Source organism: Bradyrhizobium sp. I1.14.4 (assembly GCF_050435825.1).
Taxonomy (GTDB): domain Bacteria; phylum Pseudomonadota; class Alphaproteobacteria; order Rhizobiales; family Xanthobacteraceae; genus Bradyrhizobium.
In genome coordinates this window covers 432,411-445,552 of sequence record NZ_JBNDLA010000003.1, presented here as the reverse complement: position 1 = coordinate 445,552, position 13,142 = coordinate 432,411, and the positions used below count along the sequence as shown (strand labels likewise).

The following is a 13,142-nucleotide window of genomic DNA, read 5'->3' as shown; positions in this document are numbered from 1 at the left end:
ACGCCCGGATGTCCACCTGCGCTAAAACGCTAAACGTGTATAGGGCGCTGCCGCTTACTTGCGGGTGGCGCACATATACATGTTGATTTCCATGCCGACCGACACTTCGACGATCTTCGGTGCTTTCCAGGCCATTTGGCTCTCCTTGTTGCAACCGGACGAACTTTCCGCCCTGCGCAGTAAACTACTGTGGTTGGAAAAGTTCGCCACTTAAATTTTTTGCAAGCTGCCCTGCGGAACCGCTTGCTGCACTGCGGGAGGCAAATCCGCCCACTCACAAATTTGTGCGCGCTCTTCCGGTCAAAACCCGGTGGCATCAGACCTTTTTCCTGTTGTTCGCCACACGGTGAATGGTGATGTTGGACTAGGAGACAGGGGCCACGCGGTCCTCCGAAGGTCCTGATGACGATTCTGTGCTCCCGGCGACGGGAGCAACTAAGCGAGCCGAGTTCAGCCGATGCCACGCTATTTCTTCAACACCCGTATCGGCGACGAGCTGATCTCCGACCCCGACGGCGAAATCCTGCGGGACCCCGATCGTGCGTGGGAAATGGCGCGCGCTATGATTCGCGAATTGCTGAAGACCGAAGGTGCCGACGGCGCGCTGCTTAGCGCGGTGATCGAGGTAACCGACGACGAGGGGGAGATCGTGCTGGAGTTTCCGTTCACCGAGGCGATCCTCGATCGCCCGGATCGCTCGATGACAAGGCACTGAGGGACACCGACAAGGCCGCGCCGCGGCCACAACCATGCGTTGGCCGATGTCAGCATGTTTCCGATTGCAATTGTCCGGACAAATTCGCAAGGCTATGAACGGAAAGCCGAACGGCGCCGCTGGACCTTAATGGCGCAATGAACAACGGCTTCCACCCAGGGGAGATCATCATGAAAAAAAACTCGTTCGCACCGCGCAGCCTGCTGCTCGCGGGGGCCATGCTGGGAGCGTTGACGCTCTCTGCTGCGGCGCAGCAGCCGGCCGCGCCGGCGACAGGTGCCGCCCCGGCCGCCCAGCCGCTGCCGCCGGGCTCGCCCTTGCTCGGGCGCCCGGACAATGAAGCCGCCGCCAAGCTCGCGCCGGTGGCGCCTCCGCCGCTGCCGGCCGCACCCGACAAGCTGCCGCTCGCCAAGCTCAAGGTACCGGCCGGCTTCAATGTCGAGGTCTATGCCGCCGGCATGGCCAATGCGCGCTCGCTGGCGCTCGGCGACAAGGGCACCGTGTTCGTCGGCAGCCGGCTCGTCGACAAGGTCTATGCGATCGTCAACAAGGACGGCAAGCGCTCGGTCAAGGTGATCGCCTCCGGCCTCTATCGCCCGAACGGCGTCGCCTTCAAGGACGGCACGCTCTACATCGCCGAGCTGTCGAAGGTCTCCAAGATCGACAAGATCGAGGACAATCTCGACAATCCGCCGAAGCCGACCGTCATCTACGACAAGCTGCCGAAGGACGAGGCGCATGGCTGGAAGTTCATCGCCATCGGTCCCGACAACAAGCTCTATGTCCCGGTCGGCCAGCCCGGCAACAACGTGCTGCACGACGCCGATCATGGCCAGATCCGCCGCATGAATCTCGACGGCTCCGGAGCCGAGGTCTACGCGCTCGGCGTGCGCAACACGGTCGGCTTCGACTGGAATCCCGAGACCAAGCAGATGTACTTCACCGACAATGGCCGCGACTGGCTGTCGGAGACGGTGCCGGAAGACGAGCTCAACCGCGTCACCAAGGCGGGCGAGGATTTCGGCGCGCCGTTCTGCTACCAGGGCAACATCATCGATCAGGAGCTCGGCTGGGGCAAGAATTGCAAGGACTACACCGCGCCGGTCGGCCTGATGGGCCCGCATACCGCCTCGCTCGGCATGCGCTTCTACACCGGAAGCCAGTTCCCGAAGACCTACAAGAACGTGATCTTCGTCGCGCGTCACGGCTCCTGGAACAAGTCGCAGAAGCAGGGCGGCGACGTCGTTGCCGTCAGGCTGAACAAGGACGGCACCGTGAAGTCGATCGAGCCGTTCCTGACCGGCTTCCTCGAGGACAACAAGTATGTCGGCCGCCCGGTCGACGTGATGCTGCTGAAGGACGGCTCGCTGCTCGTTTCCGACGACTGGAACGGTGCCGTCTATCGCGTCAGCTACGGCAAGCCGAAGGTCGCCAATCAGTAAGTTGAAGCCAGCGATCGGGGGCAGCATCCGCTGCCCCCGATTTTCTTTTTGAACTGCATGCAAGGATGGACCGATGCGTAAGCTCGCGATCGCCACGGCGCTGGCCGCTCTCAGCTTCTCCGCAAATGCCGAGACCATCCAGGAGCGCGCCGCGCCGTGCTTTGCCTGCCATGGCGAACGTGGCACCTCGGAAACCGAAAACACCCCTTCGCTCGGCGGCCAGCAGGCGCCCTATGCGCTGATCCAGCTCTTCATGTTTCGCGAGAAGCTGCGGGTGTTCGACCCGATGAACGAGATGGCAAAGTCGATGACCGACGACGATTTGCGCGCCTTCTCGGATTTCATCGCCACCTTGCCGAAGCCCGCGCCGCCTGCCGACGCCGGCGATCCGGCGCGGATGGCGCGCGGCGAGGCGCTGGCGCAGCAGAACCGCTGCAACAGCTGCCACAACACCGATTTCTCGGGCAAGGACAACGTCCCCCGCATCGCCAACCAGCGCGAGGACTACCTCGCCAAGACGCTGGCCGAGTACAAGGACAACAGCCGCCACGGCTACGACGCCACCATGGCGGACGTGATGCAGACGGTCGCCAAGGAGCAGATCGGCGACCTTGCCTATTACATCGCGCATGTCCGCTGAAACATCAGGCGGCGGGCCGCTGGCCTTGTTCTCCGCACGGCGCTAAAACGCCTGCGTCACACGGAGTATCTCATGCAGGATCTTTGGCGCCTGTCGGCAACCGAGCTCGCCGGCCTCATCAAATCGAAGAAGGTGTCGGCGAAGGAGGCGGCGGAGGCCGGGCTCGCCCGGCTCGACGCCGTCAACCCGAAGATCAATGCGGTGGTCGATCACCGGCCGGACGACGTGCTGGCGCAGGCCGCCTCGATCGATGCGGCAATTGCGCGCGGTGAGGTGGTCGGGCCACTTGCCGGCGTGCCAATCACGATCAAGGTCAATGTCGACCAGGAAGGCTACGCCACCACCAACGGGCTGAAGGCGCAGCGCGAGCTGATCGCCAAGGTCGACAATCCCGTGGTCGCCAATCTGCGCAAGGCCGGCGCGGTGCTGCTCGGCCGCACCAACTGTCCCGCGGTCTCCTATCGCTGGTTCACCACCAATCTGATCCATGGCGATACCAAGAACCCGCGCGATCCCGGCATCACGCCGGGCGGCTCGTCGGGCGGCGCGGGCTCCGCGGTCGCGGCCGGCATCGGCCACATCGCGCACGGCACCGATATCGCCGGCTCGATCCGCTATCCGGCCTATGCCTGCGGCGTGCACGGCCTGCGGCCGAGCATGGGGCGCATTCCCGCGTTCAACGCAGCGTTGCCGGAACGCCCGATCGGCCCGCAGATCAGCGCGGTGTCGGGCCCGCTGGCGCGGACTGTCAACGACCTGCGCATCTCGCTCGCTGTAATGTCGGCGCCGGACCATCGCGATCCCTGGTACGCGCCGGTGCCGCTCGAGGGACCGCCGCGCGAGAAACGCGTCGCGATGTGCCTCAATCCCGATGGCCTCAATCCGGTGCCGGAAGTGGTCGCTGCGGTGGTCGATGCCGGCAAGAGATTGCAGAAGGCGGGCTGGATCGTCGAGGAGATCGCCGACACGCCGTCCCTGCGCGAGGCGGCCGAGATCCAGACCCGGCTCTGGCTCGGCGACGGCTACGAGGCGCAGCTCGCCTTCGCCGAACGCGAGGGCGATCCCGGCGCGCTGGCCTGCCTGCGCGGCGTCCGCGCCAAGGTGCATCCATTCGACCTGTCGCAGGCGCTGACCCGCCGCGCGACACTGACGCGCGAATGGTTCGCCTTCCTCGATAAATACCCGGTTCTGCTGATGCCGGTCTCCGGCGAGCTGCCGTTCCCCGATCATCTCGACCGCAAGGACGAGGCCTCGTTCGCGCGGGTGTGGCACGCGCAGCTGCCGCAGATCGCGATCCCTTTCATGGGTCTTCCGGGGCTTGTCGTCTCCACTGGCCTTGTCGGACGGATTCCGGTCGGCGTGCAACTGGTGGCCGGCCGCTACCGCGAGGACCTCTGCCTTGCCGCGGGCGAGGCGGTGGAAGCCGGCGGCATGCCGTCGTCGCCGATCGATCCGGTGAGCTAGCGCATGATCCGGAAAAGTGGATACCGGTTTTCCCTCGCGACAAACGCCGAACGCGTTTGCGCGGAGATCATGCGCGCAACAACGAGAGAGTGATGGCAACCGTCTACGATTTTTCCGCCAAGTCGCTCACAGGCGACGAGGTGCCCCTGCAACGGTTCGAGGGGCAGGTGCTGCTAATCGTGAACACGGCGAGCGCCTGCGGGTTCACGCCGCAATACAAGGGCCTGCAGGAGCTGCATGCCGGACTGTCGGCGCGCGGCTTTGCCGTGCTGGGTTTTCCCTGCAACCAGTTCGGCGCGCAGGAGCCGGGCGATGCCAGGCAGATCGCCGCGTTCTGCGAGACCAACTACGCCGTGACGTTTCCGATGTTCGCCAAGATCGACGTCAATGGCGGCGGTGCGCATCCATTGTACGAACACCTGAAACGAGAGAAGTCGGGCCTGCTCGGGCCGGCGATCAAATGGAACTTCACCAAGTTCCTGGTCGATCGGGCCGGCAAGGTCGTGGCGCGGCATGCGCCGACCGCCCGGCCCGAAGGATTGAAGAAGGAAATCGAGGCGCTGCTATGAGCGACGACACCAACGACCAGTTTCCCGACCGCCTCTCGGTCGATCCGAACAGCCCGTATTACAACGCGGAGATTCTTTCGCGTGATGTCGGCATCCGATTCAAAGGTGCCGAGAAGACCAATGTCGAGGAGTACTGCATCAGCGAAGGCTGGGTGCGGGTCACCGCCGGCAACGCCAAGGACCGTTACGGCAATCCGCTGACCATCAAGGTGCACGGACCGGTCGAGCCGTATTTCAAGGATAAGGCGAAGTCCTGATCAAGGCGACGTACAGAAACACTTCATGGAGCCGTCATGGCGGGGCTTGTCCCGGCCATCCACGTCTTGGGGCGCCAGTGAAGGAAAGACGTGGATGCCCGGGACAAGCCCGGGCATGACGGGAAGTTAAGCACACGCGTCAAAGGATTGAGCACCATGTCCGTCCGCATCGTCGACGTCCGCGAGGTTACAAAACCGATCTCCTCGCCGATCCGCAACGCCTATATCGACTTCAGCAAGATGACTTCGAGCCTGGTCGCCGTGGTCACCGATGTGGAGCGCGACGGCAGGCGGGTGGTCGGCTACGGCTTCAATTCCAACGGCCGTTACGGGCAGGGCGGCCTGATCCGCGAGCGCTTTGCGCGGCGCCTGCTGGAAGCCGATCCGAAATCGCTGCTCGATGCCACCGGCGACAATCTCGATCCGGACAAGGTCTGGTCGACGCTGATGTCGAACGAGAAGCCGGGCGGCCATGGCGAGCGCTCGGTCGCGGTCGGCACCATCGACATGGCGGTGTGGGACGCGGCGGCGAAGATCGCCGGCAAGCCGCTGTTCCGGCTGCTTGCCGAGCGCCATGGCGTGAGCGCCGATCCGCGTGTCTTCGTCTATGCCGCCGGCGGCTATTACTATCCGGGCAAGGACCTCGGCGCGCTGCGCAAGGAAATGCGCGGCTATCTCGATCGCGGCTACAACGTCGTGAAGATGAAGATCGGCGGCGCGCCGCCGGCCGAGGACCGCGAGCGCATCGAGGCGGTGCTGAAGGAAATCGGCAGCGACGCGCAGCTTGCGGTCGATGCCAATGGCCGCTTCGATCTGGAGACCGCGATCGCCTACGCCAAGATGCTGCGGGAGTATCCGCTGTTCTGGTACGAGGAGGCCGGCGATCCCCTCGATTACGCGGTGCAGGCGGCGCTGGCCGAGTTCTATCCCGGCCCGATGGCGACCGGCGAAAACCTGTTCAGCCACCAGGACGCGCGGAATTTGATCCGCTACGGCGGCATGCGGCCGGATCGCGACTGGCTGCAATTCGATTGCGCGCTGTCCTACGGGCTCTGCGAGTATCAACGCACACTCGAGGTGCTGAAGACCCACGGCTGGTCGCCGAGCCGCTGCATTCCGCATGGCGGCCACCAGATGTCGCTCAACATCGCCGCCGGTCTCGGCCTCGGCGGCAATGAAAGCTACCCCGACCTGTTCCAGCCCTATGGCGGCTTCCCCGACGGCGTGCGCGTCGAGAACGGTCACATCGTGATGCCCGACCTTCCCGGCATCGGCTTCGAGGGCAAGTCGGATCTCTACAAGGAGATGAAGGCGCTGGCGGAGTAGGGAGCGCAGTCGTCGCCGCTACGTTCCCCGCAAAGACGAGGCGAGGCTTTGCCATCCTCGCCATGACCGCCGCTTCAATCGCAGACCCGCACGGTGCGGTAGCGCCAGCCGCGGGCTGTATGCACCCGGCGCCGGACCAGATAGCAGCCGCCATAGTAGGGATAACCGTAGGCTGGATAGCCGTAGTAGTAGCCGGGCGCGAAGAAGCCGGGTCCGATGCCCCAGCCATATCCGCGATAAAAGCCGCCGCGGCCAAAGCCGCCATGGAATCCGCCGCCGCGCGCCCAGGCCGCATTGGAAGCAAGCATCCCGATCGAAGCGACGGCAAACGAAACGAGAATCGCTTGGCGTACCATTTTCATGTGCGAGTCTCCCTCGCAGTCTCCCTCGCAGTCTCTCTCGCAGCCTCTCTTGCGGATCATGCTCTAGTACCCAATGCCGGGAGCGCCGAAGCGGTAGTTGATGCGGGCAGTAACGAGGTCGATATCCTGGCTGATATCTTCGTTGCGCGTGTTGACGCCGAGGTTGGCGGGAGCAACGCCGATGAATGTGTTATTGTCGGTCCCCATGAAGAGATGGTCGTACTCGACGGCCAGCGACCAGTTCGGCGCAAAGCCATATTCGAAGCCGACGCCGACGGCGCCGCCCCAGCGGGTGTCGCTGGCCGAGCCCAGTTCGATGCCCGTTGCGTTTGACCAGCCGGAATATTGATCGTCGGTGACGGCCGCACCGCCCTTCACATAGAGCAGGGCATTATTCCAGGCATAGCCGATCTGACCGGTGAACAGTCCGAATCCGTCGACCCTGCTCTGGTTCGTGATGTTCGGAAATACGAGGCTCTGGTTGGATCCGGAGAGGTCGGCCCAGTTGCCTTGCGCTTCGACGCCGAATACCCACGATGCGGACTGCCAGCGATAGCCGATCTGACCGCCGACCGTGCCGCCCGAGTTGCTGGCGCAACCTTCGCCGACGCTTGGGCTCACAGACGTGCCAAAGAGACTGGTGTTGTTCCAGCAATTCCTATCCCATCCGCCGCCACCGTTGATGCCGACATAGAAGCCACTCCAATCGTAGGCAGGCGAGATCATCGGTGGCGCCTTCGTGGGTACATATGTGCGCGGAGCGAGATCGGCTGCAAAGGCCGGCGCGCTGATTGCCGCGAAGCCAGCGACGCTGAGCAGAATTCTCTTCATGATTAGTCCCCATGCGATTTCACGACCAACCCCGCCAACGAGCATACGGAAAGCGCTGCCGATGTATCGTGAAATTGTCGCAAGCTCGATGAATGTCGAATTGTAGAACTGTTTCTCGTCGCGCGGGCTCGCGCTGTCAGGACGATGTCAGGATTCGACGGCGACGTTTGCGAATCCATCAGAAATCTTGCGCGCGTCGCTGGCGGCATTGACCTTGGCGAGCCGGACGGCCCTCGCTGGCAGCAAACGAAAATGTTCGAGACAAGCTTCGGACATGAGGACGGACGGAGAAAGGTGTTCGCGTTTGCTCGAGTCGCGTTTGCCCGAGTCGCATGTCGCGCAGCCGTCCGCCTTCACCCTTGAGCAACTTGTTCGCCGCACGCGCGGCGACCATGTCGCCATTGTTGGGACGGCCGTCGTGGCGCCGCTCGATGTCGTCGGGGCGATAGAGGCAATTGATGCCGGCAGGCTCGCGCGGACCGTTCAGCGGGAGCTCGCCGAGCCGGCTGGGCCATTCCTGCCGTGCGCGCCGTCGCACGTCCTTGCAACCGGCCGGTCCGCGCCGCCCATATGGGCTAATTGGTCAGCGCCTCGATCGCCGCGTTGGGCGGATCCCATGCCCGGACGGGGATCGGCATGACGAATTGGCGGTTCCGCTAACAACATTGTGAGCGTCGCTCAACGAATTTCTTGAACGTTGCTCATATTTCCCTATACTCATGGAAAGAGGCGCCTTTCCAGAATACCCGGAAGGCGCGGAACCGGCAGTGAGGTAGCCGCATGCCATATTCAGCGAAGGATCTCCGGGAAGCCGCGGATGCCGGGGTGATCAGTGCGCCTGATCTGGAGCGGTTGCTCGCCTTCCTCGCGAGCAGCGCAGGGCAGGGCTCGGCGAGTGACGCAAGCCCGGCCGCAAAATTCGATGCCGCGCACGTGCTCTGGTACGCCGGCGCGCTCATTGTGATCGGCGCCATGGGGTTGTTCTCGACCCTGGCGTTCACCCAGATGGGCGGCCGGGCGCTTACGGCCTGCGCAATCGCCTACGCCACCGCTTTCGCTGTGGCCGGTCACCGCCTCTGGTACGGCAAGAATCTGCGGGTTCCCGGCGGCTTGCTGATTGCGATCGCGGTCTCGATGGCGCCGCTTGCGGTCTATGGCATCCAGGACGAGCTTGGCTGGTGGGGCAAGTTCGGCAAGCCCGGAACCGTGCATGATTTCTACGTCTGGGTGAAGGGCAGCTGGATCTTCATGGAGATCGCGACGGTCGCCGCCGGCGTCGTTGCGCTGCGCTACTTTCGCTTTGCCTTCATCGTCGCGATCATCTCGGTCGCGCTGTGGTTCATGTCGATGGATCTGGCGCCGTGGTTCGGCGGCATGGATCATGCCGATTTCGAGATGCGCCGGCGGGTATCGGTCTGGTTCGGATTGGCCGTTCTCGCGGTGGCGTGGATCGTGGACTATCGCAGCCGCAACGGCGACTATGCGTTCTGGCTGCATCTGTTCGGCCTGATGGCGTTCTGGGGTGGGATCACCGCGTCCGAAAGCTCCACTGAATTGGGGAAGGCGATCTATTGCCTGCTCAATATCGGCCTGACCGCGATCGCCGTGATTCTGATGCGGCGCGCCTATGCGGTGTTCGGCGCGTTCGGCATCTGCCTCTATCTCGGCCATCTCGCCGACGTCGTCTTCAAGGACTCGCTGTGGTTTCCGTTCTCGCTGTCGCTGATCGGCATTGCCGTGATCGCTGTGGGCCTGCTCTACCATCGCAACGAGCGCGTGATCGCTGCCTGGCTCGATGCGCATCTGCCGGCGGGGCTGCGGCCGCGGTACGCGACTGCGTGACCAAAGACGTGAATGCCCGGGTCAACGCCGGGCATGACGAGATCGCAAGAGCGGCTCCTTACGACAGCCGCATATCCAGCAGCCGCCGGCCGTCGCCCTTCAGGAGCTTCTTCACCGCGCTCGAGGCGATCACCTCGCCATTGTTGGCATAGGCCTCGTGGTTCTTCTCGATGTCGTCGAGGCGGTAGAGGTAGTTGACCATCACGCCGGCGGATTCCCGCAGGCCCTTGGGCGAGAGGTCGCCGAGCCAGTTGATCCGCTCCAGCCGCGCACCGTTGCCGAGATGGAAGCGCGCGACGGAATCGATCAGCCGTCCCTTCGGCGTGCGCGCCTTCAGGAAGTAGTAGGCGGCGAGCGGCTCCAGCACGGCGCGGAGCTGCGTGGCCAGCTCGGCGTTCTCGAACCAGTCGGGCTTGCCGAGGCTTTCCAGGAGCTGGCGGTCTTCCTCGGTGAGCGGCACGTCATCGGCCTGCTTCACCCACTGCATGAAGCCCGGCACCGGCGACAGCGTCACGAAGTTGTCGAGCTTCGGCAATTCGCGGCGCAGCTCCTCGACCACCTGCTTGATCAGGAAGCTGCCGAACGAGATGCCGCCAAGGCCGCGCTGGGTGTTGGAGATCGAATAGAACACCGCGGTGCGGGCCCGCTCGACCAGCACCGGCTCGCGCTCTTCCGCAAGCAGCGGCGCGATCGCGCCCGGGATGGCCTCGGTGAGCGCGACCTCGACGAAGATCAGCGGCTCGTCGGCCAGCGCCGGGTGGAAGAACGCGTAGCAGCGGCGATCCACCGGATCGATGCGGCGGCGCAGATCGTCCCAGTCGCGGATCTCATGCACGGCCTCGTAGCGGATGATCTTCTCCAGAATATTGGCCGGCGACGACCAGTCTATCCTGCGCAGCACGAGAAATCCCCTGTTGAACCAGGACGAGAGCAGATGCACCACATCGCGATCGAGCGCGGCGAGGTCCTTGTTGCCCTTCATCAATGAAAGCAAATCCGAGCGTATCGACACCAGCTCGCCGGTGCCGCCCGGCGCGCGATTGAGCCGGCGAATCAATTCCTGGCGGCGCGGCTCGGAGGCGAAATGCAGGTCGCTGGCGTCGTCGCCATTGGTGTTGTCATTCACCTTGGCGCGCCAGCTCTCGATCGCCTGCGCCAGCTTGGCGTGATCGGGTCCGAAATCGCGGGCCAACGTCTGGAAGAACGACAGGCGGCCGGCGGCATCGAGGTGGTGGTAGCGGTCGAGCACTTCGCGCGCCATGGCGGTGCCTGAAGCCTCGCCGCGGCCGGACAACAGCGCCTCGCACAGTTCCAGAAGTTCGGAAGCGTCCTGCTTGTCGTTGGCCGGGCTGGCCCGGCCGAGCAGGACGCGGCCACGTTCGGAAATCGTCGAGAGCAGATCGGAGAAGAAGGCGTTGGCCATGTGCGGGTCGTATCCAGCAGGTCGTATCCAGTGAAGACGGACCTTACACGGGATTTAAGGTCGGGAGGACTGCAATCAAGCGCATGGATCGTACGGAAATATGTCGCAGCGCCACAACGGTATAATTCGTCATCGCTGCGCCCGGTGACAAATCCTGTTCACGTTTTCTCGCACGTTTTCTCCGCGAATGCGGTCGGTGTCTTGCCGGTGACCTGGCGGAACGCGTGGGAAAATGCCGGCACGCTGGCATAGCCGAGGTCGGAGGCGACCTGCTTGACAGAAACATTCGCGCCGGTCGACAGGCGTTCGATCGCGGCCGCGATACGAGCGCGCTGGCACCAGCTCTTGAAGGAGAGCTGCGTCTCCGCCGAGAACAAGCGTGACAGCGTCCGCGCCGAGGTGCCGACCGTGCGCGCCAGCGCATCGATCTCGTGGTCCTTTGTCGGATCGGCCAGCACGATATCGGCGGCGCGGCGGCAGCGCGGCTCCTGCGGCAGCGGGATGAAGGTCGCGGGATCTTCGGCCTGGTGCAGCTCCAGCATCACCAGCCTGATCAGGAGGTCGGTGCGCTCGCGCCCGCACGACGTGTCGAACAGCGCGAGGATCGCCTGGTGCACCAGCGGCGAGACGCGCACCACGAATTCATGGTCGAGACTGTCGCTGCGCGCTTCGCGCGCAAGCCAGGCCTGGTCGAAATACAGCGTGCGCATCTCGATATCGGCGAGCACGTCGATCGCATGCGCGAGCAGGGCAGGGACCCACACCGCGCGGTCCGGCGGCACCAGCCAGCGGCCCTTGGGCGTCGTCACCTGCATGGTGCCGGTGGCGGCATAGACCAGCTGCGCCTCTCGGTGCATGTGCGGGTCGAGGCGGACGCCCTTCTCGTAGGAGCGCGCGACCATGTGCACGCCGTCGCCGGTGACGCGCCGGTCCTTGTGGAGAGCTCTTATTGGCGGTTCAGCGATAGTCATTGGCGACATCCCGTCAGGACAAGCACCTATAACCTATTTTTCGAGCATTTGAAGAATCGCGTGAGAGACGTGCCGGTGAAAGATCTGCCCATGAATGGTCCAAGCAACAGTCCGAGCCGGGTGATCAGCTTCGTCAACGCCGCCCATTTCATCGATCACTATGCGATGCTGATTTTCGCCGCCGCCGTCATCATCATGGGCCCGGCGCTCGGCATGGCCTATTCGGAACTCCTGCCTTATGCGACGCCGGGCTTCATCGCCTTCGGCGCCGGCTCGCTGATCACGGGTTGGCTCGGCGACCGCTGGAGCCGCCGCCACATGATGGTGATCTTCTTCGTCGGCATCGGCCTGTCGATGATCTCGGTCGGCTTCGTGCAGACGCCGCTGCAGCTCGGCGCCGCGTTGCTGGCGATCGGCATCTTCGCCTCGATCTACCATCCGGTCGGCACCGCCATGATCGTGTCCTATGCCGAGAAACTCGGTGCCCAGATGGGCATCAACGGCGTCTGGGGCAATCTTGGGGTCGCCTCGTCGGCGCTGGTCACCGGCGTGATCGGTCAGTATCTCGGCTGGCGCTGGGCCTTCATCGTGCCCGGCACGGTCACCGTGCTGATCGGCATCGGCTTTGCGATGACGGTGGTGCATGAGGATCGCAAGGGCTCCAGGCAGGCCGCAGCGCAGGTGCGCGTCGCCAAGCAAGACATGTGGCGCGTGGTGCTGTCGCTCCTGATCGTGGTGATCGCGATCTCGACCACCTTCAACGCCGTGACCGTCGCGCTGCCAAAGCTGTTCGCCGAGCGGCTCGCCGATTTGACCAGGAGCCCGGCGCTGCTCGGCGTGATCGCGGCCGGGGTCTACGTGTTCGGCGCGATGACGCAGTACACCATCGGCAAGCTGCTCGACAAACATTCGCTGAAGACGGTGGCGTTGCCGCTGTCGTTCATGCTGGCGCCCTTTCTCTATCTCGCGGCGAGCCTGTCCAACCTGCCGCTGATCGTGGTCTCGATCGGCATCGTGATGGGCGCGTTCGGCCAGGTGACGGTGAATGATGCCATGGTCGGCAAGTACACCACCGAGGAATGGCGCTCACGCGCCTATGCGGTGCGCTATTTCGTCGGCTTCACCGCAGCGGGCGCTTCCGTCGGGCTGGTCGCCTGGCTGTACGACCAGGGCGGCTTCTCCATGATGCTGCGCGCCTTCGCTGCGCTGTGCCTGCTGGCGATCGCGGCCGCGATCATCCTGCCGCGCGAGATCCGGACGCCGGCCACGCAGGCGGGCTGACACAGTGGCGACTTGCCGC

14 protein-coding genes are annotated in these 13,142 nt (G+C 64.1%); 9 read left to right on the top strand and 5 right to left on the bottom strand.

Annotated elements, in window-relative coordinates; translation table 11 throughout:
* Nucleotides 1–54 precede the first annotated feature (54 nt).
* Entirely contained in the window at nucleotides 55–135 is an 81-nt protein-coding gene (gene pqqA / locus ABIB78_RS09220) for a pyrroloquinoline quinone precursor peptide PqqA (RefSeq protein ID WP_035635412.1), read from the bottom strand.
* 322 nt (nucleotides 136–457) lie between these two features.
* On the opposite strand from pqqA, the gene ABIB78_RS09215 reads away from it, so the two are divergent.
* The 7 genes from ABIB78_RS09215 to ABIB78_RS09185 all read left to right on the top strand — a co-directional run bounded on the left by ABIB78_RS09215 (nucleotide 458) and on the right by ABIB78_RS09185 (nucleotide 6,413).
* A complete protein-coding gene (locus ABIB78_RS09215) occupies nucleotides 458–715 on the top strand; it encodes a DUF6894 family protein (RefSeq protein WP_016839844.1) in 258 nt (85 codons plus the stop codon).
* A 170-nt stretch (nucleotides 716–885) separates the two neighbouring features.
* The gene (locus ABIB78_RS09210; RefSeq protein WP_429023838.1) at nucleotides 886–2,157 is read left to right on the top strand and encodes a PQQ-dependent sugar dehydrogenase; all 1,272 of its coding nucleotides are present in this window, start codon (nucleotides 886–888) and stop codon (nucleotides 2,155–2,157) included.
* A 73-nt stretch (nucleotides 2,158–2,230) separates the two neighbouring features.
* The gene (locus ABIB78_RS09205; RefSeq protein ID WP_429023836.1) at nucleotides 2,231–2,797 is read left to right on the top strand and encodes a c-type cytochrome; all 567 of its coding nucleotides are present in this window, start codon (nucleotides 2,231–2,233) and stop codon (nucleotides 2,795–2,797) included.
* A gap of 72 nt (nucleotides 2,798–2,869) precedes the next feature.
* On the top strand, nucleotides 2,870–4,261 hold the full coding sequence (locus ABIB78_RS09200; protein WP_429023834.1) for an amidase family protein: 1,392 nt from the start codon (nucleotides 2,870–2,872) through the stop codon (nucleotides 4,259–4,261).
* Nucleotides 4,262–4,353: 92 nt separating this feature from the next.
* Entirely contained in the window at nucleotides 4,354–4,830 is a 477-nt protein-coding gene (locus ABIB78_RS09195) for a glutathione peroxidase (protein WP_429023832.1), read from the top strand.
* On the top strand, nucleotides 4,827–5,087 hold the full coding sequence (locus tag ABIB78_RS09190; RefSeq protein WP_429023830.1) for a DUF3297 family protein: 261 nt from the start codon (nucleotides 4,827–4,829) through the stop codon (nucleotides 5,085–5,087). Before ABIB78_RS09195 ends, ABIB78_RS09190 begins: the two co-directional genes overlap by 4 nt.
* Before the next feature lie 156 nt (nucleotides 5,088–5,243).
* Nucleotides 5,244–6,413, top strand: a complete 1,170-nt coding sequence (locus ABIB78_RS09185) for a mandelate racemase/muconate lactonizing enzyme family protein (RefSeq protein ID WP_429023828.1) — start codon at nucleotides 5,244–5,246, stop codon at nucleotides 6,411–6,413.
* 74 nt (nucleotides 6,414–6,487) lie between these two features.
* On the opposite strand, the gene ABIB78_RS09180 is transcribed toward ABIB78_RS09185, so the two are convergent.
* A complete protein-coding gene (locus ABIB78_RS09180) occupies nucleotides 6,488–6,775 on the bottom strand; it encodes a hypothetical protein (RefSeq protein WP_429023826.1) in 288 nt (95 codons plus the stop codon).
* Between the two features lie 63 nt (nucleotides 6,776–6,838).
* On the bottom strand, nucleotides 6,839–7,606 hold the full coding sequence (locus ABIB78_RS09175) for an outer membrane protein (protein ID WP_429023825.1): 768 nt from the start codon (nucleotides 7,604–7,606) through the stop codon (nucleotides 6,839–6,841).
* Between the two features lie 780 nt (nucleotides 7,607–8,386).
* Here ABIB78_RS09175 and ABIB78_RS09170 point away from each other — a divergent pair.
* The gene (locus ABIB78_RS09170) at nucleotides 8,387–9,448 is read left to right on the top strand and encodes a hypothetical protein (RefSeq protein ID WP_429023823.1); all 1,062 of its coding nucleotides are present in this window, start codon (nucleotides 8,387–8,389) and stop codon (nucleotides 9,446–9,448) included.
* Between the two features lie 58 nt (nucleotides 9,449–9,506).
* On the opposite strand, the gene ABIB78_RS09165 is transcribed toward ABIB78_RS09170, so the two are convergent.
* On the bottom strand, nucleotides 9,507–10,871 hold the full coding sequence (locus tag ABIB78_RS09165) for a malonyl-CoA decarboxylase (RefSeq protein WP_429023822.1): 1,365 nt from the start codon (nucleotides 10,869–10,871) through the stop codon (nucleotides 9,507–9,509).
* A 158-nt stretch (nucleotides 10,872–11,029) separates the two neighbouring features.
* Nucleotides 11,030–11,842 carry a helix-turn-helix domain-containing protein gene (locus ABIB78_RS09160; protein ID WP_429023820.1) on the bottom strand — a complete coding sequence of 271 codons (813 nt, stop codon included), beginning with the start codon at nucleotides 11,840–11,842 and terminating at the stop codon, nucleotides 11,030–11,032.
* A 90-nt stretch (nucleotides 11,843–11,932) separates the two neighbouring features.
* Here ABIB78_RS09160 and ABIB78_RS09155 point away from each other — a divergent pair, with 90 nt between their 5' ends.
* On the top strand, nucleotides 11,933–13,123 hold the full coding sequence (locus ABIB78_RS09155) for an MFS transporter (RefSeq protein ID WP_429023818.1): 1,191 nt from the start codon (nucleotides 11,933–11,935) through the stop codon (nucleotides 13,121–13,123).
* Nucleotides 13,124–13,142: the final 19 nt, after the last annotated feature.